General features: G+C 67.5%; 19 protein-coding genes and 1 tRNA gene. 13 read left to right on the top strand and 7 right to left on the bottom strand.

All coding sequences use genetic code 11. The features are described from left to right. The first annotated feature begins 120 nt into the window (after positions 1–120). Complete coding sequence (gene larC, locus HVO_RS16165) at positions 121–1,602, top strand: nickel pincer cofactor biosynthesis protein LarC (protein ID WP_004042270.1); 1,482 nt, start codon at positions 121–123, stop codon at positions 1,600–1,602. Between the two features lie 151 nt (positions 1,603–1,753). Here larC and HVO_RS16170 read toward each other — a convergent pair whose 3' ends face one another. Then, on the bottom strand, positions 1,754–2,500 hold the full coding sequence (locus HVO_RS16170) for a hypothetical protein (protein WP_004042271.1): 747 nt from the start codon (positions 2,498–2,500) through the stop codon (positions 1,754–1,756). Between the two features lie 171 nt (positions 2,501–2,671). Here HVO_RS16170 and radB point away from each other — a divergent pair, with 171 nt between their 5' ends. Further along, positions 2,672–3,361, top strand: a complete 690-nt coding sequence (gene radB / locus HVO_RS16175) for a DNA repair and recombination protein RadB (protein WP_004042272.1) — start codon at positions 2,672–2,674, stop codon at positions 3,359–3,361. A 113-nt stretch (positions 3,362–3,474) separates the two neighbouring features. On the opposite strand, the gene HVO_RS16180 is transcribed toward radB, so the two are convergent. Beyond that, positions 3,475–4,617: a CBS domain-containing protein gene (locus HVO_RS16180; protein ID WP_004042273.1), complete on the bottom strand. Its 1,143-nt coding sequence runs from the start codon at positions 4,615–4,617 to the stop codon at positions 3,475–3,477. A gap of 389 nt (positions 4,618–5,006) precedes the next feature. Here HVO_RS16180 and HVO_RS16185 point away from each other — a divergent pair, with 389 nt between their 5' ends. The 6 genes from HVO_RS16185 (at position 5,007) to HVO_RS16210 (ending at position 14,586) form a co-directional block, all read left to right on the top strand. Next, positions 5,007–7,283 carry a type II/IV secretion system ATPase subunit gene (locus tag HVO_RS16185; RefSeq protein ID WP_004042274.1) on the top strand — a complete coding sequence of 759 codons (2,277 nt, stop codon included), beginning with the start codon at positions 5,007–5,009 and terminating at the stop codon, positions 7,281–7,283. Then, positions 7,273–9,399, top strand: coding sequence for a type II secretion system F family protein (locus HVO_RS16190; protein WP_004042275.1), 2,127 nt, complete (start codon positions 7,273–7,275; stop codon positions 9,397–9,399). Before HVO_RS16185 ends, HVO_RS16190 begins: the two co-directional genes overlap by 11 nt. Positions 9,400–9,403: 4 nt before the next feature. Next, the gene (locus HVO_RS16195) at positions 9,404–11,575 is read left to right on the top strand and encodes a hypothetical protein (RefSeq protein WP_004042276.1); all 2,172 of its coding nucleotides are present in this window, start codon (positions 9,404–9,406) and stop codon (positions 11,573–11,575) included. Positions 11,576–11,578: 3 nt separating this feature from the next. Beyond that, positions 11,579–13,309 (top strand): Ig-like domain-containing protein, encoded by a 1,731-nt coding sequence (locus HVO_RS16200; protein ID WP_004042277.1) that lies wholly within the window; start codon positions 11,579–11,581, stop codon positions 13,307–13,309. A 119-nt stretch (positions 13,310–13,428) separates the two neighbouring features. Continuing rightward, positions 13,429–14,133: a haloacid dehalogenase type II gene (locus tag HVO_RS16205; protein WP_004042278.1), complete on the top strand. Its 705-nt coding sequence runs from the start codon at positions 13,429–13,431 to the stop codon at positions 14,131–14,133. An 81-nt stretch (positions 14,134–14,214) separates the two neighbouring features. Next, on the top strand, positions 14,215–14,586 hold the full coding sequence (locus tag HVO_RS16210) for a hypothetical protein (RefSeq protein ID WP_004042279.1): 372 nt from the start codon (positions 14,215–14,217) through the stop codon (positions 14,584–14,586). Positions 14,587–14,678: 92 nt separating this feature from the next. On the opposite strand, the gene HVO_RS16215 is transcribed toward HVO_RS16210, so the two are convergent. Further along, a complete protein-coding gene (locus HVO_RS16215) occupies positions 14,679–15,629 on the bottom strand; it encodes a DUF7282 domain-containing protein (RefSeq protein WP_004042280.1) in 951 nt (316 codons plus the stop codon). 499 nt (positions 15,630–16,128) lie between these two features. Between HVO_RS16215 and HVO_RS21060 the strand changes: the two genes are divergently transcribed. After that, positions 16,129–16,278 carry a hypothetical protein gene (locus HVO_RS21060; protein WP_171810347.1) on the top strand — a complete coding sequence of 50 codons (150 nt, stop codon included), beginning with the start codon at positions 16,129–16,131 and terminating at the stop codon, positions 16,276–16,278. Then, positions 16,278–16,466 (top strand): DUF7511 domain-containing protein, encoded by a 189-nt coding sequence (locus HVO_RS16220; RefSeq protein ID WP_013035537.1) that lies wholly within the window; start codon positions 16,278–16,280, stop codon positions 16,464–16,466. Before HVO_RS21060 ends, HVO_RS16220 begins: the two co-directional genes overlap by 1 nt. Positions 16,467–16,688: 222 nt before the next feature. On the opposite strand, the gene HVO_RS16225 is transcribed toward HVO_RS16220, so the two are convergent. The 4 genes from HVO_RS16225 to HVO_RS16240 all read right to left on the bottom strand — a co-directional run bounded on the left by HVO_RS16225 (position 16,689) and on the right by HVO_RS16240 (position 18,115). Then, positions 16,689–16,763, bottom strand: a tRNA-Val gene (locus HVO_RS16225). A gap of 71 nt (positions 16,764–16,834) precedes the next feature. Continuing rightward, on the bottom strand, positions 16,835–17,086 hold the full coding sequence (locus tag HVO_RS16230) for a hypothetical protein (RefSeq protein ID WP_004042283.1): 252 nt from the start codon (positions 17,084–17,086) through the stop codon (positions 16,835–16,837). A gap of 259 nt (positions 17,087–17,345) precedes the next feature. After that, the gene (locus HVO_RS16235; protein WP_004042284.1) at positions 17,346–17,879 is read right to left on the bottom strand and encodes a cob(I)yrinic acid a,c-diamide adenosyltransferase; all 534 of its coding nucleotides are present in this window, start codon (positions 17,877–17,879) and stop codon (positions 17,346–17,348) included. Then, a complete protein-coding gene (locus tag HVO_RS16240) occupies positions 17,876–18,115 on the bottom strand; it encodes a glutaredoxin family protein (RefSeq protein ID WP_004042285.1) in 240 nt (79 codons plus the stop codon). The genes HVO_RS16235 and HVO_RS16240 overlap by 4 nt, the downstream gene beginning before the upstream one ends. Positions 18,116–18,303: 188 nt before the next feature. On the opposite strand from HVO_RS16240, the gene HVO_RS16245 reads away from it, so the two are divergent. From HVO_RS16245 to HVO_RS16255, 3 genes are read left to right on the top strand one after another with little or no spacing between them, the layout of a single operon-like run. Then, positions 18,304–19,410, top strand: coding sequence for a metal ABC transporter substrate-binding protein (locus HVO_RS16245; protein WP_004042286.1), 1,107 nt, complete (start codon positions 18,304–18,306; stop codon positions 19,408–19,410). Further along, on the top strand, positions 19,407–20,276 hold the full coding sequence (locus HVO_RS16250; protein ID WP_004042287.1) for a metal ABC transporter ATP-binding protein: 870 nt from the start codon (positions 19,407–19,409) through the stop codon (positions 20,274–20,276). The genes HVO_RS16245 and HVO_RS16250 overlap by 4 nt, the downstream gene beginning before the upstream one ends. Then, positions 20,273–21,271: a metal ABC transporter permease gene (locus HVO_RS16255; protein ID WP_004042288.1), complete on the top strand. Its 999-nt coding sequence runs from the start codon at positions 20,273–20,275 to the stop codon at positions 21,269–21,271. Before HVO_RS16250 ends, HVO_RS16255 begins: the two co-directional genes overlap by 4 nt. Positions 21,272–21,304 lie beyond the last annotated feature (33 nt).

Genomic DNA, 21,304 nt, shown 5'->3' on the forward strand with positions numbered 1-21,304 from the left:
GTCCTCTCGTGGTTACAGCCTAGCACACCGTAGGGCGGGCGGCTACTAATCCCTGCCGACTGGACAGGGAACGGCGCGTCGATGGCTGGCGTTTTTACGCTCGAACACCACGGTTTACGCATGCGACTCCTCGCGTTCGACGGCCGGATGGGTGCCAGCGGCGATATGCTCCTCGGCGCGCTCGTCGCCGCCGGCGCTGACCCGTCGGTCCTCTCGCCCGTCGAAGACGCCCTCGACGTGACCTACCGCGTCCACGAGGTCGACAAAAACGGTATCCTCGCGACCAAGGTGGACGTGCTCCTCGCGGAGGCCGACGGGGGCGACCCCCGCGGCGAGGGTCACGGCGACGACCACCGACGCCTGCGCGCCGACGGCGACGACGGAGCAGACTCCGACGACGGTGGCGACCGCGACGACGCCGAACACAGCCATCAGCACCAGTACCACCACCACGACCACGCTCACGACGAGGAGCAGACTCACCACGACGGCGACGACAGCCACGGATATTCGCAGGGCCACGACCACAGTCACCCGCATTCTCACGACGACCACAAACACCACCACTCCCACGACGACCACACCCACGCCGAGGGTCACGGCCCGCACCGGACCTACCCCGAGGTCGTCGACCTCGTCGAATCGATGAATCTCCCGCCGGGCGTCGTCGCGGACGCGACGGCCATCTTCCGCGTGCTCGGCGAGGCCGAGGCCGAGGTCCACGGCACGGACCTCGACGAGACCCATTTCCACGAGGTCGGCGCGGACGACGCCGTCGCCGACGTGGTCGGGGTCTGTCTCCTCCTCGACGACCTCGGCGTCGACCGCGTCGTCACCGGCCCGGTCGCCGTCGGCGGCGGCGAGACCGAGATGAGCCACGGAACCTACCCGGTCCCCGCGCCCGCCGTGGTCAACATCACCGCGGCGGCCGACTGGTCGGTCCGCGGCGGCCCCGTCGAGGCCGAACTGCTCACCCCCACGGGCGCGGCCATCCTCGCGCACCTCGCCGAGGGCGTCGAGACGCTCCCGTCGATGTCGGTCGAGTCGTCGGGCTACGGGGCCGGCGGCTGGGAGTTCCCCGACCACCCGAACGTCCTCCGCGCGGTCGTCGGCGACGGCGGCTCGCGGCTCGTCCGCGACGAGATTACCGTCCTCGAAACGAACCTCGACGACGCGCCACCCGAAGTCCTCGGCGGCCTCCAAGCGACCCTGAAAGACGCCGGCGCGCGCGACGTGACCATCGTCCCGACGACGATGAAGAAGTCCCGCCCCGGCCACCTCGTCAAGGTCGTGGTCAAGCCGGAAGACGCCGAGCGCGTCGCGTACCGCCTCGCGGTCGAGACCGGCACGCTCGGCATCCGCGAGCACGGCGCGGGCCACCGCTGGACCGCCCGCCGCGAGTTCGAGACGGCGACGCTCGACATCGACGGCGACGACTACGAGGTGAGCGTGAAGGTCGCCAGCGACGCCGACGGCGTCGTCTACGACCGAAGCGCCGAGTACGACGACGCGCTCACGGTGGCGAACGAGACCGGGGTTCCGGTCCGTGAAATCATGCGCCGCGCCGTCGACGCGGTGGCGTCAGAAGCCGGTGGAACGTAGCTATGAACCCGACGCGGCGCGTCTCATAAACCGAGAGTCGGGTTAACAGCGTTCTTTTTCCGCCGACCACTCGAACTCTCAGGGGACTCCTCGGTCTCGTAGCGGACCGTTAGGCAGCCGTTAACGGCGTCGAAACCGCCGCCGCGGACGCTCATTCCTCGCGCGAGCGGTGTTCGTCCAGCGCCTCGTCGATGCTCAGTTCGCCGCCGGCGACGCGCCGCGCGAGGTCCTCGTCGATGGTGCGGTTGTCTTCGGATGCCTCCCGGGAGCGCGCCTTGATGCGCGTCAGTTCGCCCTCGGTCGGCTCTATCTCGCGGGATTCGATGCGCTCGCCGTCCCGGCGGGCGATGTTCACCGCGGCGAGCACGTCGCCCATGCCGCGCGCGCCGCTGCCGAGGTACGGCGTCGTCCCGGTCTCGTCGACGAGTTCGACCGCGACGCCGTCGAGTTCGTTGATGAGCTTCGCGCCCTGTAAGCGCGCGCCGTCGCCGATGCGAACCACGGGGTCGACCGCGTCGTCGGTCTCCTCTCGGATGACCTCGACGGCGTCCGCAAGCGGGACGTGGAACGCGGCGACGACCGTCTCGCCCGAGAGGACCGCGATGCCCGGTCTCGTTCCGGGGTCGACGCCGACGACGGTCTGTCCGCCGTCGCCGCGGAGGCTCGCGAGCGCCTCGTCGACGGCCCGGCGCACGTCGTCGCCCGTGGCGGTCACGCGGGTCACGTTCCCGTCGGAGCCCGTGCCGTCGAGGTCGTCGTCCGGGCCGGTGAGGAGGACGCGCGCCCGCTCGGGAAGCGAGTCGCCCGGCTCGACGGTCGTAAACGTGACACCTCGGCTCCGGAGTTCGGACACGGCCTCGTGGTAGAGGTCGAAGTCCGCGGTGGCGACGACTATCACGGGGGCCTCTTGGCGACGGCGACGAATAAAGCGTTGTGCGCGAGGCGCTCGCGGCGGTCGGGAGCCGGCGTCGACTCGGTGACTACGCGATGCCGGAACGCGCCGGCGGCGGCCCGGCGACGACCGGGGTGGACCGGGGTCTTTTTCGGCCGGTGGCACTCACCTCCTGACGTGACAGAGTCAGTCTCCACCGGCTGTGACGCGCTCGACGACCTCCTCGACGGCGGGTTCGAACGCGGCACCGTCACGCAGGTGTACGGTCCCTCCGCGGCCGGCAAGACGAACGTCGCGCTCTCGGCGGCGGTCCGGGTCGCCGCCGCGGGCGGCACCGTCGTCTACATCGACACCGAGGGCCTGTCGGTCGACCGCTTCCAACAGCTCGCGGAGGCGGTCGCCCCCGAGGACGTGGAGTCTGTGACCTCGCGGCTGATGATAAGCGAGGCGTACGACTTCGAGGACCAAGAGCAGGCCGTCCGCGACGCCGAGGAGTTCGCCGCCAGCGCCGACCTCATCGTCCTCGACTCCGCGACCGGGTTCTACCGGCTCGAACGGACCGCCGAGGGCGACGGCGGCGAGGCGCTGCGCCGGGTGGCCCGGCAGGTCACCCACCTGCTGTCGCTCGCGCGCAAACACGACCTCGCGGTCGTCCTGACGAACCAGGTGTACGCCGACCCCGACTCCGACCGGACGCGCGCGCTCGGCGGCCACACCCTCGAACACTGGACGGGGACCGTCGTCCGCCTCGACCGCTTCCGCGGCGGCAACCGCCGGGCGACGCTGGAGAAACACCGCGCGAAACCCGCCGGAGAGACGGCGACGTTCAAGATAACCGACCGCGGGCTCTCCGCGACTGACGTGTAGAAAAGGGGTCGACGCGGCCGGGGAGACGACCCGGCCGAATCCCGCTCCTGTCTCCGATTTCCGTTCCCGTTCTCGTTCCCGTTCGGGCCGGTGAGTGCCGGCGAGGCTACGGCTTACAGCTCGTTGAGCTTGCGGAGCAGCTGGCCGCGGTAGCGCTCGTCGGCCTCGAAGCCCTTGACTTCGAGCACGTTGCGTTCGAGCTTGTCGAGCGCGACGTGGAACGCGTGTTCTGCGCCGTAACCCTCGCCGCTGCCCGCCAGTTGCCCGTGGCTCGTGCGGAGCCGAATCTGGCACTGGATGAGCGGCGTGCCGCGGAGCTTCTCTTTGTGCTCGTGGAAGCGGACGTGGGCGTGGAGCACGCTCATCCGCTGGTACTTGTCCGCGACCTCGGTGATAGCCGAGTTGATGTCGGCGCGGCTCAGCGTTTCGATGAGGCCGATGTTCGTGACCTGCACGTCCATCTGCTCTTCTTCGGTGTAGGTGAGCGCGCGGAGCACGTCGGTCTTCGTCACGACGCCGAGCACCTCGCCGTCGTCGTCGGCGGGCGTGACGACCAGCCCGGCGATGTCGTGTTCCAGCATGCGCGCGACCGCGTCGCGGACGCTCTCGTCGGGCGTCGCCGTGCGCGCCGGGCTGGTCATCAGGTCGTAGACCGGGAGGTCGAGCATCCGGTCGGTGTCGCCGCGGCGGTCCTGTTTGCCCTGCCGACCCTCGTCGCGCACCATGAACTCGACGAGGTCGTAGGTGGTCAGGATACCTTCGAGGCGGCCCTCGTCGTTGACGACCGGCAGCCGCGAGACGCCGTGTTCGCGGAGGCGGTTGATGGCCTGCCCGAGGTGGTCGCGCTCGCCGACGGTGACCACGTCGTCGGTGTAAATCTGCTCGACGGTCAGCGCGTCGAGGTTGTCGAGCACGGCTTCGAGGATGGCGTCCTGCGTGATGATGCCGTACTGTTTTTCGCCCTCGTAGACCGGCGCGACCTTCGTGTCGCCCTCGACGAGCATGCGCGCGACCTCGCGCACGTTCTCGTGACGGTCTATCTTGGGGACGGCCTTCGTCAGCGCGGCCGCTTTGGTGTTGTCTTCGACGTGCGAGTTGATGAGCTGCTTCTCACCGATGACGCCCGCGTACTCGCCGTCGTCCTGAACGATGATGCCCTTAGGGTTTTCCCGCTCGAAGATGGAGCGGACTTTGCCTAATCGCTCGTTAACGTCGACCTCGATGAAATCAGGAGTGGCGATATCAGCAATATCCATAATACATCCTTACATACAACGCCGCTTCTCTTGAAGGTTCGTCCCGTTTCCACCCGCGAGGAAGGACCGAAATCGCAAGGCCACGACGGGGCTGAAGGAGCGAATTCCGCCGGCAGACGGCCTATGACCATTGGTAACTCCCCTCTCTCGACGAATATCACCGTTTCTTGCCGACGCGTCGGCCGGTGCTGTCGGCCGCGAGGAGCAGTACTATCATTCGATTGCCAGCCGTCGTCGGGTCATCTCGGGGGCGACAGCCGGTCTCGCCCCGCCGAAATCGAACCAGTTAGTTCCCCGAATTCAGCGGTAGTCTCGGCCTAACCGGCCGAATTCGGACATCTAGTCGCTCCATACTTACAGCCGTTCCTACCGTTCAGTATTTCCAGAGAATGGCGTCTCCTGACAAGAACTCCCAAACTGACCGCCTCGATGGCGAAGAATCGTTCCGAGCAGACGGTGCCGGCACCGCCGAACTGGTCCCCACGACCGGGCCGGAGGCGATGGCCGCCCGCGCGAGTGAACTACCGGTCCCCGCGTCGGACCGCATCGAATACGGCCCCGTCGAAGACCTCGTCGACGACGAAGCGGCGGACGAAGACCGCCCGGAAACGCTCCGGGAGGCCGTCCTCCGCGAGGTGAAGGCGTTCTTCGCCGAAATCGACGACGAGACGGCGTTCGCGCCGACGCCCTCGGAGGCGTTCATCGAAGACCAGTTCTTCGACTTCTCGTTCCTCGAGGGCGTCGAGGCCGTCGAACACTACTGGGTGAACAAGCCCTTCGCGTTCGTCTCCATCCTGTACGACCACGAGAAGCGCGAACACCGGTACCACGTGAGCGAACCGCGTCTCGACGACTTCGAGGACTTCGTGCGCGACGACCTGACGAAGATTCTGCGCAACAGCCTCCTGTACCGCGACCTCGACGCCGACGGCGACCGCGAGGACGTGTTCGACGACGAGGCCCGCGAGATAATCACCGAACACGCGGCGACGGTCGAAGACGGGTCGCTCTGGAAGCTGTTTTACTTCCTGCTTCGGGACTTCATCCACTTCGGCCGCATCGACCCCGTGATGCGCGACCCCGGCATCGAAGACATCTCCTGTGACGGCGACGACGTGCCCGTCTACGTCTTCCACAGCGTCTACCGGGACGTGCCGACGAACGTCGTCTTCGACGACGGCGACCTCTCGTCGTTCACCATCCGCCTCGCGCAACGCGCGGGCAAGCAAGTGACCGTCTCCGACCCGCTCGTGGACGCGAGCCTCCCGGACGGCTCCCGCGTCCAGTTGACTCTCGGCTCCGACGTGGCCACCCGCGGGTCGAACTTCACCATCCGGAAGTTCTCGGACGTGCCGCTGTCGCCGGTCGACCTCGTGCGCTGGAACACCTTCAGCGTCGAGCAGATGGCGTACTTCTGGCTCGCCATCGAGAACAACCGCTCGCTCATCTTCGCCGGCGGCACGGGCTCCGGGAAGACCACCTCGATGAACGCGGTGTCCTTTTTCGTCCCCGGCCACGCGAAGGTCGTCTCCATCGAGGACACCCGCGAAATCACCCTCCCGCACGACAACTGGATTCAGTCTGTCACCCGCGACACGTTCACGGCGGACGGCCGCGGCGAGGTGTCGATGTACGCGCTCTTGCAGGCCGCGCTCCGACAGCGCCCCGAGTACCTGCTGGTCGGTGAGATTCGCACGGAAGAGCGCGTCGCCCTGACGTTCTTCCACTCCATCGCCACGGGCCACACCGCGTACACGACGTTCCACGCCGACTCCTCGGAGGGCGTGGTCCACCGCATGCGCAACGAACCCCTCGGCGTGCCCGCCCAGATGCTGTCGGACCTCGACATCATCTCGGTCCAAAAGCAGATTCACCTCGACGGCGACCGGACCCGCCGGAACATCGCCGTCACCGAAATCGCCGGCGTCCACGACGACGGCGAGGTCGAACTCCGCGACGTGTTCAAGCGCAACCCCGAGAACGACGCTCACGAGCGCGTCGGTGACTCGGTCGTCCTCGACGAAATCGCCGCCGAGCGCGGCTGGACGAAAGCCGACCTCAAATACGAACTCGACGTTCGCGCCGACGTGCTCCGGTACATCGCCGCCTCGGCGCTCGACGACTACCTGACCGTCTCGGCCGTGATTCGCCGCTTCGAGCGCGACCGCGAAGGCCTCCTCGCGCGCGTCTACGCCGAGACCTCGCTAGTCTCCGTCGACGAAAACGGCGAGGCCGACGAGAGCGACGACCCCGTGGCGGGCGAAAACGACGCCGCGGCCGACGACTTCGACGACGAAATCGAGGTCTCGCCTGAGACCGAACGTCTGCTCGCGGACCTGTTCGACATCGAGTTAGACGACGACGCGGACGGCGACTCGGATGACGATGCCGACGACGATGAGGTGGCTGACGCCGCCGAGGCGGAGGCCGCCCCCGCCGCCGACGAAAGCGAAGCCGCCACCCCCGACGCCGCCGACGAATCCGATGACCCCGACGATGTCGGGACCGACTGGGAAGTCGTCGGTGACGACGCCGACGCCGGCGCAGACGACGCGGAAGCCGATTCCGCTGTCGCCGCGGACGCCTCGGACGCGTCGCCCGACGACCCCGACGACGCTGACGAGACCGTGACCGACGACGACCGGGAGGCCGACGATGCCCGCTGACTCGTCGACTTCGGTCCCCCTGCCCGACTACGAGGTCGAGCAGTACTTCCCGCGCGAACACTTCGACGAGTCGCCCGAGGAGGTCGAACGACTGCGCCAGCGCTACGGCTACGTCCGCACGTACTTCAAGCGCCACCCGGCGGGCCACCGCGACCTCCAGCGCTGGCTGAACCAGACCCGCGTGGGCACGACCTACGACCTGTATCTCACCCAGTCGATGAAGCTGGCGCTCGTCACCGCGGCGTTCGGCTCGCTCGTCGGCCTCGCGCTCACGTTCGTCCTCGCCCGCACGGGCGTGCTGGCGAACGCGTCGAGCCCCGTGAGCCTCGGCGTCGCGACGGGGTACGTCGCCCCGCTTGCCCCCTACAAGGTTCCCATCCTCGGCGCGGCCCTCGTCGCCCTCGTCGGCGGGTTGGCGGCCGCCGGGACCTACTACGCTCGGTACTACCTCCCCAAGAGCCGCGCCGAGATGCGCGGCCGCAGCATCGACATCCTGCTCCCGCACGCCATCGTCTACATGTACGCGCTCAGCCACGGCGGGATGAGCTTCCTCGAAGTCATCCGCTCCGTCGCCGACGCGCCCGACTACGGCGAGGTGTCCCGCGAGTTCGAGATGATCGCCCGCGACATGGACCTGTTCGGTAACGACCTGTTCACGGCGCTCCGCAACTCGCGGAACCTGACGCCCTCGATTAACTTCGAGCAGTTCCTCGACGACCTGCTTTCGGTCCTCGACTCTGGCGGCGACGTGACCGCCTTCCTCGACCGCGAGTCCGCGACGTACCTCGAAGAGGCCCGCGACGAACAGGAGGACTTCATCGAGACGCTGTCGATGCTCTCGGAGGTGTTCGTCGCCGCGTTCGTCGCCGCGCCGCTCCTGCTCATCGTCACGCTGATGGTCATCAGCTTCCTCGGCGGCGACACGCTCGTCCAGCTGTACGCGCTGAACTACCTCATCTTCCCGCTGGGGATGGGGCTGTTCCTGCTCCTCGTGGACGTGCTCTCCTCGCCGTACACGCAGGACACGGTCCGGACGAAACACGACGTGACCGTCCTCGAAGAGCTTCGGACGGTCGCGGTCGACTTCCTCGGCGCGATGCGCCGCGAAGTCCAGCGCGCCCGCGAGGCCCGCTGGGGCGGTGACGGCGTCGCCTCCGACGGCGGCTTCGTCGACGAGCGACTCGACGACTACCGCCGGGAAAACGCGGTGTACGAGCTTCGGACGCTCGTCGGCGACCCGCTCGACATCATGCGCCGCCAGCCGTACCTCTCGGCGGTCGCCACGGTTCCCCTCGCGCTCCTGTCGGTCGTCGGCGTCCTCGTGCTCGGCCTCGCGACGCCGACGCTCGACGCCATGCTCGCGAACCCGTACAACACGACGGTCTGGTTCGTCGTCCTCCCGTTCGCCATCGTCGCGGTCCCCCTGACGGTGTTCCACGAGCTTCGGACCCGCCGCGAGCGCACGCTCGAACGGCGCTTCCCCGACACGCTGAACCTGCTGTCGAGCGCCAACCAGATGGGTATCTCGCTGGTCGAGTCGCTCGCGCTCGTCTCCCGCTGGTCGACCGGCGCGCTCGCGGACGAACTCCGCGCGCTCCGCAACGACATCCGCTGGAACCACGACGCCCACGCGGCGCTCATGGCGTTCGCCACCCGGCTCAACGTCCCGCAGCTCTCGCGGGTCATCCGGCTCATCGCCAGCGGCGGCCGCACCAGCGGCGACCTCTCGCGCGTCCTCAGCGTCGCCGCGGAGGACACCCGCAACCGCTACAAACTGGAGAAGTCCCGCCGTCGCGCGATGGGCTCGTACATCGCCATCGTCGTCATCGGGTACTTCGTCTACCTGTTCGTCATCCTGATGATCGGCGCGAGCTACCTCGGCCCCCTCGCCGAGATGTCCGTGCCCACGACGGCGTCGAACGGACAGTCGCTCCCCATCGGCATCTCGTCGGTGCCGCTGACGAACTTCCACGTGGTGTTCTTCCACTCCGCGCTGATTCAGGCGGTCGGCAGCGGGCTCCTCGCCGGCAAACTGGCCGACAACAGCGCCCTCAGCGGGCTGAAGTACGCCCTCGGACTGTCCGCGCTGGCGCTCGTCGCCTTCGCACTGGTGTAAGGCCATGACTCACAACACTTCCCCCAAACACACGAAATCGCCCCGCAGGCACGCACTGTGCGGGTTCGTCGCGGGCGCGGCCCGCCGCGGCTCGCACCTCCGCGGTGACCGCCGCGGAGCCTCGGCCATCCTCGGCACGATGCTCGCGTTCGCGCTCGTCGTCTCGCTCGTCGCGATGGTGCAGGTCTCGGCGGTCCCCGCGTGGAACCAACAGACCGAGTTCGAACACCTCACGGCCGCCGAGACCGACTTCGCCGCGTTCGACGAGAGCGTCTCGAAGGCGGTCGACGGCCGGCAGACCCGCGCGACCCTCGACGCCGGCGTCGACTACCCGACCCGCGCGCTGTTCGTCTCGCCCGCCGCCGGCTCCGGCAGTCTGCGGACGACCGACCCCGCGACGGCCCGCATCTCCGGCGCGGTCGCGACCGGCGAGACCGGCACCTACTGGGACGGCTCCGAACACGCGTTCGACACCCAGCAGTTCGTCTACCGACCCGACTACCGGTACCTCCAGAGCGAACCCTCGCTCGTCCACGAGGGGACCGCGCAGTACACCGCCTACGCAGGTAGCGAGGTCGGCGCGACCCAGTCGCTCGTCGACGGCACCAAGGTGTCGCTCGTCTTCCTCGAAGGCGACATCGACACCGCGACGAGCGAGGCGACCACCTTCGGCGTCGTCCCCCTGAGCGCCGGCACCGACTACATCACCGTCACCGACGCGGGCGCGCCCATCACCATCTCGGTCCCCACCCGGCTCTCCGAAGACGCGTGGCGCGACCTGCTGGCCGACGAACCCAACGTCCGCTCTATCGCCTACGCGACCGGCACCGATTCCAACACCCTGACGGTCGAACTCGAACCCGGCAAGACCTACGACCTGCGGCTCTCGCGGGTCGGCATCGACACCCCCGGCGCGCTCCAAGCGCCCGCCTACATCGTCGACGTCGAGGGCGACAACGCCGTCGTCCCGCCGGGTGCGAGCCACCGGGCCGTCGTCGAGGTCCGCGACGCGCAGAACAACCCCGTCCCCAACGCGGTCGTCACGGCCAGCCCCGGCCTGACCGCCGAAAGCGGGCGCATCGTCGCACGTGACACCGGCACCGTCTCGACCGTCACCGATTCGGACGGCCGCGCGACGTTCGTCTACACCGCGACCGGAAGCGTCGACGGCGTCGTCAACGACGCGTTCGACGTGGTCGTCGAGGACGCCGCGGGCGCGACCGTCGACCGCGTGACCTTCGACGTACAGCTCCGCGAGGGCGGCGTCACCGACCCGCTCCGCGGGCTCGTGGCCGCCGTCGACGACCCCGGATTCGTCTACGCCGATGTCGGCGGAAACGGCGAGTTCGACGGCGCTGACTACCGCGTCAACGACACCGGCACGGGCGGCGACGTGACATACGACGCCGGAACCGACCGGATCGTCGTCCCGCCGAGCACCGGGACCATCGTCTCCGACCGCGACATCACCTTCGCGGGCGACGGAGTCTCGCTCCACGTCGACACCGTCGCCACCGGCTCGAACAGCCGAATCGACATCGACGCCGGAAGCGGCTCGCTGGCCGCGGTCGGCGTGAGCGTCACCTCGGTGTCGGGCCAGGACATCACCGTAGTTGCGGGCGACGAAATCGACCTTTCCGGCGCGTCGGTCACGCAGGGAAGCAAAGCCAGCCTCTCCATCGAGGCCGGCGGCGACATCGACCTCGACAACGCCGGGGTGACGGTCGCACAGGACAGCAACAGCCTCCGTATCGTCTCGACGAACGGCTTCGTCAGCGCCCGGAGCGCCGACATCAGCGGGAAGGGCGACATCCGAATCGACGGCACGGACGGCGTCGACCTCGCCGGGGCCGGCCTCTCGGGGGTCAAGGACAACGACGCGCTCGACGTCGTCTCCGCGCGCGGCGGGGTCAATCTCAACGGCGTGGTCATGCTCGGCGACGGCGACATCGTCGTCGACGCCGAGGGCAACGTCTTCGTCGTCGGCGCGAACATCGCCTCGACCAAGACGGACGTGGTGATAACCTCCGACGGCGGGATGGTCAGCGGCCGCGAGGCCGCCATCTCAGCCGAGGACGACGTGGTCATCACCGCGGCGGTCCGCATCTACCTGCCCGACTCCTCTATCGAAGACGAGGACACGCCAGAACTGAACGCGCCCGAAGTGGAGGTCTGAGCCATGTCTCGCCTCTCTCTCGACTCCCGCGGCGTCTCGGAAATCCTCGGGTTAGTATTCGCGTTCGGGCTGGTCGTGTCGGTCATCGCGGTGGTCCAACTCGCGGGCACCCCCGTCTGGACCGCCGGCGACGAAGCCGACCACAGCGCCAGCGTCTCGGCCGACCTCGCGTCGCTCGACTCGCAGGTGTTCCGCGCCTCCGGCGTCGAGGCCGGCAGCCGCGTCGCGGTCGACTCGGACGTGTCGTACCCCGAGCGGTATCTCGTGGTCTCGCCGCCCGACAGCGTCGGGACGTTCCGGGTCGACGGCGCGGACGCCGTGACGGTCACGGGCGTCTCCGCGGTCGGTCCCGAAGCGGTGTTCTGGGACGGCACGACCCGCACCTACGAGACCGGAGCCATCGTCTACGAGGCCGACTACGCCGAGCGCGACGAGGCGCGGATGGTGCTCGAAAGCGGCGTCTCGTACCTCGAAACCGACGGGACCCCCGTCGTCCACCGCCAGTCGCTCGTCCGCGGCACGACCGTCACGCTCGTGTTCTTCGAGGGCGACCTCGACGGCCACACGACTGCCGGCGACACCGTGGCGCTCGCTCCCGTCTCCGTGCGCTCCGAGTCGCTGCCGGTGTACAGCGCCACCGGCCCGGTGCGCATCTCGGTGCCGACCTACCTCTCGGAGGACGCGTGGGTCGACCTCATGGCCGAGGAACCCCACGCGCGAGTCGTCTCCCACGTCGCCAGCGGCGACCACGCGGTCGTCACTATCGAACTCGACGCGGGCGTCCGCTACGACTTCCGCGTCGCCCGTCTCGGCGTCGGCGAGGCCGTCGAACCCGACCCCGCCGCCTACGCGGTCGCGGTCGAAGGCGAGGACGCCGCGGTCCCCTCGGGCGGCCGCGAGACGCTCGTCGTCCGCGCGTTCGACCGCTACGGCGCGCCCGCCGCGGGCGCGACGCTGACCGTCAGCCCGTCGACCCCGCTCGGCGGCACCGTCGCCCCGACCGCCGGGGCGACCGCCGTCACCGACGAGTCCGGCCGCGCGAGCTTCACGTACACCGCGCCCGACGACGTGACCGAAATCGAAGGCGACACCGTCACCGTCACCCTCGACGGGGCGTCCGGCCCCGGCGCGACGGTCACCATCCCGCTGGAAGTCCGCGGGATGGGCGAGAGCTACGAGGTCCGAAACACCACCGCGTCGACGCCGGAGCCCGAAGACGACTTCGACATCGACGACGGCGAGGTCGTCCCGTCGGACGCCTTCACGGGCGATTTCGAACTGCTCGGCAGCGCCATCACGGACGGGCGGGGTCCCGTTCCCGTCTCCGTCACCTTCGTCGTCGACGGCGAGCAGCACCACTCCGCGGACTGGGACGACGTGAACGACCGCCGGTCGCACTCGTTCAGCGTGGCTGGCGACGCCGGTGACTCGCTCGCCATCATCGCCGCCACCGACGGCTACGTCACCGCCGACTCGTCGGTCGACCACCGACAGGTCGCGGTCCTCCGCGACGGCGACCGGGTCCCGAGGATACGGGGCTACAACGGACAGGACGACGCCGCCGAGTTCGTCGCACCCTACATCAGCGACGGCGGGAAGACGATGGAACTCGACAGCAACCAGGCCATCTTCCTGTTCGAACTCGGAACGACCGACACGCACAGTCCCGCGTTCGATATGCAGGACGTGGTCATCCTCGTGACCCTCTGGGAGGACGGGGAGGGAGGCGACTGAGTCGGCCGCCACCCGCCCGTCGCGCTCGTCAGGCGCGCCAACCCATTCTTCGGTCTTTTTTCTCGTCGCGTCCGCGCGACCGCCGTATCGTTAACATCCGCGTCGCCGTAGGGTCGCGTATGTCGTTCGACCCCGACCGCGTCTCGACGGTCACGTTCGACTCGTACAGCACGCTCGTGGATGTCGACGCCGCCGAGAAAGCGCTCGCCGAGCGCGTCGACGACCCCGAACCCGTCTCGAAGCTGTGGCGGTCGCGGTCGCTCGAATACACGTTCGTCGGCAACCACGTCGACGAGTACGAACCCTTCTACGAGGTCAACCGCGCGGCGCTCCAGTACGCGTTGGAGGCCCACGACGTGTCCGTCTCCGCGAGCGAGCGCGACGCGATTCTCTCGGTGTACCACGAACTCGACGTGTTCGACGACGTGCGCGACGCGGTCGGTCGCCTCCGCGACGCCGGCTACGACTGCTACGTCGTCTCCAACGGGAACCCCGAGATGCTCGATTCGATGGTCGACCACGCCGACATCCGCGACCTCCTCGACGGCGTCGTCAGCGCCGACGAGGTCGGAGTGTTCAAACCCGACGCGGAAATCTACCGCCACGCGGCCGCCCGGACCGGGACGCCCATCGACGAAATCGCCCACGCGACCGCCGGCTGGTTCGACGTGATGGGGGCGCAACACGCCGGAATGCAGGGCGTCTGGGTCGACCGGAAAGCGTCGCCGTGGGACCCGTTCGGCCCCGAGCCGAACCTCACCGTCCCCGACCTCACGACGCTCGTCGAGGCGCTCGCCGGCGGCGGTCCGAGCGCGGCGGACTGACGCTCGCGGCTCCCGCCGCGCCCGAGACGGCGCGTGGTATATGCTCACAATACTATTACCGCTGGCCGAACATCTATCCGGATGGAACGGCGGCGCGTGAAAGGCGGCATTCTGGCCGCTATCGGGTTCGTTCTATCTCCGCTTTCGTGGTGGAACGACCTCGTGGTCAACCTCCCGCTGGCCTACGCGTTCGGCGTCGCGGTGAGCCTCATCTCCAGAAGCTGGTTCCTTCCGGGCGTCGTCGCGGGCTACTGGCTGACGAACGTCATCGGGTTCGTCCTGCTTCACAAGGGCGCGGTCGACGCAGTCTCGGCGGAGGCACATCCGTACACCGCCCGACGGTTCACCAAGGATTTCGCCATCTCGGTCGGCTACACCGTACTCGTGGTGCTGTTGGTCTGGTTCGGGTTCCTCAGCGTTCCCGACGGCCTGCTCGCGGCGCTCGGTCGCTGACTTCGGTCGGGCCGGTCGGGCCGGCGCTCGCCGTGTGAAAATAGCTCCGAGCCGACCCGGTGGTGGGTCCGAGTCGGCCGGTAGTCGGCGGTTCAGCTCTCCGTTTCGTTATGGATGGGTGTCTCGGTCGGCGGTGCTGTCTCCGTGTCGTCGTCAGTGGTCGTCGTCTCCGCATCGTCGTCAGTGGTCGTTGGTTCCTCCGTCGTCGGTTCCTCACCGATAGTCACGACTGCGTCATCGGTGACGGGCGTGCCGTTGACCGTGTACGGGCCGTCTTCAGTTCCGTTGGAGGTGAGGAAGTCGAGCGTCTGGTTGTCGTTGGTGTCGAGATGCGCCTGCGCCGTGAGGTTCACGCTCTCGTTCTCGCTCAGCGGTTCGAGGAGCGGCACGGTAACGTTCTCCTGTGGGCCGGAGTCGAGGTAGTCGGTCGCGCCGACGACCGAGCCATTCTCGTCGAGGATGGCGATGTAGCCACCGTCGGAGAGGTTCGCGCTCGTGACGGTCACGTTACTGCCGTCGGACTCCTGGTCGTCGAACTGGAGCGTCGCGGTCGGCTCGTCGGGTTCGGGCTCGGGCTGTTCGCCCACGGTGAGCGTCGCCAACTCGCCGAAGTCGCGCGTCTCGATACCGTGGATGTACGTCCCGTCTTCGAGGTCCGTCGTGTTGACGTCGAACTCGATGGTCTCGGTCTCGTTGGGGTTCAGCGCCCAGCCGGTCCGTTCGACCACGTCACCTTCGAGTCGGAACTCGACGCACTGAATCATCGGCACGTCGTTCGGATTGGTGATATCGGCCGACACCGTCACCGGCTCACTGGCTTCGACGCCGGACGGCGCGGAGAGATTGCTCACCCCGAACGACTCATACGTACCGTTGCTCGGATACGTGCAGTACTGTGTCTGCGTCTGCGTCTGTGTCTGTGTCTGCGTCTGTTCTTGTACCTGTGCCTGCTGTGTATCGACCGCCGCCAGACCGGTCCCCGACGCCGCCGCGACGAGGGCGACGACGACGAGGACGCCGGCGATACGTGTTCGTGTGCTCATGTGTCTGCGATGACAATCTACCGACGCCGCCGGCAAAAGCTGACGAGATAGTTTCAATAGTTTCGCGCGTTGGCTGTCAACTTACCTGACGGTGTAGACGGTTAGTCCGCCTCTGATTCCGATACTGGTGGCCTCTCGACCGATTTTTCCGCAACAGTTCACGAAACACGATGTTTCACGCGAGACGCTACGCGTTAACTGTCAGAAAATCGAGTTTGTCGCCAATGCTAACGGGGTAGCTTCTCGTTTATTCGAACGTTCTGACAGTTTGAGTGACGCGGCCGACTGAGCGTTTCGAAACCGGGACGGTGTCGAATCGCTGGCTGTCTCTGAACTACTCGGGAGCTCAAGGGGTGACTTCTCATACGGGTACCGATTGTCCAGTTACGTTGAGTAGTGAGAACCGTAGATACAGTTGGCGTTACATTCGTGGTCGAATTCGAGACATCACATACATTATATCCAAAACTTCTTGTACCAGTACCGTATTGGGCTGTGTATGAGCGAATCCACCGAGAATTCGCGGATTGCACCGTACACGGAGTACTCGCGCACCCGTTCGCGGTGTCCCCGATGCGGGACCTCGGTCCCGAAGGAGGCGGTCGGCGACGCGCTGTGTGCGAGCTGCAAGACGGACGTCTCCATCTGATGAGCACGGCCGCACCTCACAGTTCCGACGAATTGGCGGATGCGCCCGTGTTCGACCTCGAATGCATCTACGACGACCCGGAGAACCCGACCGAACTGACCGTGTTCTCCCCGAAATCGGAGGAGTTGACCACGTCGTGGATTACGGTTGACCGCGGCAGCGCCGTCTCACTGGACGATATCGCGTAGGCGCTCGGCTGGCGACGGTTTTGTTTTTTGATTAACTGACGACGACCAGTTTCGGCTCCGTGAACGCGCTGTCACTTATCGTTTCGAGAACTCAGAACGTGGGTTGGGGCGGATTCGAACCTCGGTCGCTCACTCCGTTCGCTCCCTGCTTCGAATCCGCCGTCACCACTTTCGGTACCACGGACTCCTCGCTGTCGCTCGTCGTTGCGAGGTACCAGAAAGTGGGTTGGGGCGGATTCGAACCGCCGGCCTGCTCCGTGTGAAGGAGCCGTCATAACCTGGCTAGACCACCAACCCGGCTACGATTTCGATTTCCCGCGCCGCCAATTAAGACTTACGTTGTGCCCCGATTCGGGACGCAGACACACCTACTCGGGTCGCCGCACGCGACGCCGAACCCGCCCGGCGACCCGCCGACTCCGCGTCGCCGCCCGGCGCGCCCCGTACTCGACGCGTTCCCGCGGCGTCTGCGGCGCAGGTTCTTCCTCGTCTTCGACTTCGCGCCCGAGCGCCGCCATGAGGCGGCGACGGAGCGGTGCCGTCTCCTCGTCGAGTCCGGCGTACAGGTGCTCGAACCCCCGTCGGAAGTAGTACCGCGCGTCGGTGAAATGTCGGTTCATACCTCCGGATAGTCCCGCCGACGAGAACACGATTATGTTATACGGTACCGAGAGTCATATGTCTGAGAAAGAGCGATACACTTTAGTGATTCTTAGGCATACCTAAAACTGGGAACGCAGGCCACGCTTCGTGGTCGGTCCCAGTTAGCGTCTGGCCCCTTCCGGGACGGCGATACCGTGGGCACGATTCGTCCGTCCTGGTCCCATTATCCTCGCGAGCGACCGCGCCGACACCGGCCGGTGCGGCGGCCGCTCGGACTCAGTACGTCGGTGACTCCTCGGGTACCCCGTCGCGCGTGTTGACCAGTCGCGCGAAGACGAACAGCGCGTCGGAGAGGCGGTTGAGGTACGCGACGACTTCCTCGTTGACGGGTTCTTCGGCCGCCAGCGAGACGGCGCGGCGCTCGGCCCGCCGCGACACCGCGCGGGCGTGGTGGAGTTTGGCCCCCGTCTCGCTCCCGCCGGGAAGGATAAACGACGTGAGCGGGTCGAGTTCCTCGTCGGCCTCGTCTATCCACGCCTCGAGCTCGTCCACGTGGTCGGCGGCTATCTGCGGGTCGCCCTCGTCGGGGTCGGGGTTCGCGAGGTCGGCCTGCACGATGTGGAGGTGGTTCTGGACGGCTTCAAGTACGTCGTCCACGTCGTCGTGGCCGGTCGGACGGACCGTCCCGATGAGCGCGTTCACCTCGTCGACGGTCCCGTAGGCCTCGATTCGGTGGCTCGTCTTCGACACGCGGGTCATGTCCCGCAGGTCGGTCATCCCCTCGTCGCCGCGGCCGGTGTATATCTTCATGCCAGCGTCTGGTCGACGTACCGGAGGATGTTCTCGCTCTCGGACATCGTCACGCCGCGGTCGTCGTCGACGAGCACCGGGACGCCGCGCTGCCCGCTCACGCGCTTGACCTCGTTTCGCTCCGAGTGCAGCGCGTCGACCCACTGCGTCTCGTAGTCGACGCCCGCCTCCGAGAGCGCGTCGTGGACTTTCTCGCAGTACGGACAGCTGTCGAGCGCGTAGAGTTCGATTCCCATGTCCCACCGTTGGACGCGCCGACCCAAAGAGATTTGCACGCCGGTCGGTCCGACCGCCGCGCCTCGACCGTCGTGCCGTCGGTGCCCTGTGAGCCGTTACGGCTCGCCACTCGAACGTTTTAGACATATCAAAATTCAACCTTAGAGCAACAAATCTATATGGTGGCTTGTATCTATTTCACATAGTGATGAACACGAACGCAGATTCGTCCGACCCCAAACTCTCTCGGCGGTCGGTCGTCGCGGCCGGTTCCGGTCTGTTGACGGCCGGTCTCGCGGGCTGTCTCGGCAGCGGTGGCGGCGCGGGAAGCGGAAGCGACGGCTCGAACACCGACTCGAACGACGCCTACGGCGGGTCCGAGTCCGAAGACGGCCCTGTCGTGGTCGCCTCGTTCTTCAGCTTCTACGACTTCGCGCGCGAGGTCGCGGCCGACACGCCAGTCACGCTCAAGAACCTCATCCCGACGGGACTCCACGGCCACGGCTGGGAACCGGACGCGAGCGTCACGCGCGACATCATCGAGGCCGACGCGTTCGTCCACGTCGGGAAGGACTTCCAGCCGTGGGCCGACCGCGCCATCCAGACGCTGAAAGACGACGACGTGGACACTCAACTCATCAACGTCCGCGAGGGCGTCGAACTCGTGGAACTCGCGGCGAGTCTCGACCGCGACGAGGAGGGCGTCGGTGAGGGTCGCGGGAAGGACCCCCACTTCTGGCTCGACCCGCGGCGCGCCAAGACCGCCGTCGACAACATCACCGAGGGGCTGGTCGAACTCGCCCCCGCGTACGAGGAGACGTTCCGCGACAACGCCGACGCGTACAAAACCGACGTACTCGACCGCATCGACCGGGACTACCAGGACATCTTCGACTGGGCGTCGCGCAAGGTCGTCCAGTTGGCGGCCCACAACGCCTTCCAGTACATCGGCGTCCGCTACGGCGTCGAGATGCGCCCGCTCGTCGCCAACCTCGCCGCCAGCGGCGACGTGAAGCCCTCGGACATCACCGAGGCGAAGCGCGTCATCGAGGACAACGACATCCGGTACATCGGCGCGGGCGTCTTCGAGACGCGCCGCCCGGCGAAACAGCTCATCGCCGAGACCCCCGTCGAGGCGTACTTCCCCGTCACCCCGTACGCGGGCGTCCGCGAGGACTGGGTCGCAAACGACTGGGGCTACGAGGAAATCGCCGACAACATCAACATGCCGACGTTCGAGGTCGTCCTCGGCAACAAGTCGCCCGAGGAGGTCGGCGGCGACGGCTGGGCCGACGAGTGGAGGAACTTCGAATGAGCGCCCTCCGCAACGGCGAATCCGCGGAGTCTGCCGAGTCCACCGACGCCGGCGTCTCCGACGACGCGAGCCGAGACGCCGGCGGCTCGTCCGACCCCCTCGTCGAACTCGCAGACGTCGAGTTCGGCTACACCGCGACGCCCGTCGTGGAAGACATCTCGCTCCGCATCGACCCCGGCGAGTACGTCGCCATCGTCGGGCCGAACGGGTCGGGCAAATCGACGCTGATGAAGCTCATCCTCGGCCTGCTCCGGCCCGACGAGGGGGCCGCGCGGCTGTTCGGCGAGCCCGCCCACGCCTTCGACGACGGCGCGCGCATCGGCTACGTCGCCCAGCACGCCAGCGCCTCCAAGGAGATGCCCATCACCGTCCGCGAGGTCGTGAAGATGGGTCGGTTCCCCCACGTCGGCTTCGGCCGGCTCTCGGCCGAAGACCACCGCATCGTCGACGAGGCGCTCGCCACGGTCGGGATGTCCGACTTCGCGGACCGCCGGGTGACGAAGCTCTCGGGCGGCCAGCGCCAGCGCGCCTTCATCGCCCGCGCGCTCGCCGGCGAGGCCGACCTGCTCGTCTTGGACGAGCCGACCGTCGGCGTCGACGCCGAGTCGGTCGACGCCTTCTACGACCTGCTCGAATCACTCAACGAGGAGGGCATCACGATTCTCCTCATCGAACACGACCTCGGCGCAGTCACCGACCACGCCCGGCGCGTCGTCTGTCTCAACCGCGAGGTCTACTTCGACGGCCCGACCGACGAGTTCGTCGACAGCGACGCGCTCGCGCGGGCGTTCGGGACGGCGGCCTCCTTCGCGGGCGGTTCGGGCAGTTCGAGCGGTACAGGCGGTTCGGGCGGTGGTCGCCCGTGATACCCGTCGAACTGGTCGCCGCGTTGCAGGCGGGGCCGTTAGACGCTGCCCTCGCGCCTCTCTACTGGCTTCTCGCGCTGTGGTCCGACCTGCTTTTCGCCGTCGGCGACGCGACCGGCCTCGGCTTCCTCGACTACCGGTTCATGCACCGCGCCATCCTCGTCGGCCTCTGTATCGGCGTGATGGCCCCCCTCATCGGGACGTTCCTCGTCCACAGACAGCTCGCGCTCATCGGCGACGCGCTCGCCCACACCGCCTTCGCCGGGGTCGCCGTCGGCCTCTTTCTCAACGGCGTGTTCAGCCTCGGCGTCTCGCCGTACCTGACCGCCGTCGTCGTCGCCGTCATCGCGGCGCTCCTCATCGAACTCATCTCGGAGGCGACCGACGCCTACAACGACGTGTCGATGGCTATCGTGCTCTCGACGGGGTTCGCGCTGGGGACCGTCCTCATCAGCCTCAACGCGGGCGGCCTCGCGGTCGGCATCAACCAGTACCTCTTCGGCAACCTCTCGACCGTCTCGGCGGAGAACGCCGCCATCCTGCTCGTGCTGTTCGCCGTCATCGTCGGCACCGTCGCGCTCACGCGCAACCAACTGCTCTACGTGACGTTCGACGAGACGGCCGCCGCCGTCTCGGGTATCTCGGTCACGTGGTACAACCGCGTGATGGTCATGCTGACCGCGCTGGTCGTCGTCGGCGCGATGCAAATCATGGGCGTCATCCTCGTCGCCGCCATGCTCGTCGTCCCCGTCGCGGGCGCGGCGCAGGTCTCCCGAAGCTTCTCCGAGTCGCTTCTCGTCTCCGTCGTGCTGGCCGAACTCGCCGTGCTCCTCGGCATCGGCGCGTCCTACTACGGCGAGGCAACCGCCGGCGGCGTCATCGTCCTCGTCGCGGTCGGCATCTACGTCGTCGCCGTCGCCATCGGCAAGGTACAGGCGCGCGCCGGAGCGGACGCGACCCCCGAACTGGGGAGCATCGACTCCCGCGAGGCGTAGCCGCGGGACTCGACTGCACTCTCTCCTGTCTGC

The organism is Haloferax volcanii DS2, assembly GCF_000025685.1.
GTDB lineage: Archaea > Halobacteriota > Halobacteria > Halobacteriales > Haloferacaceae > Haloferax > Haloferax volcanii.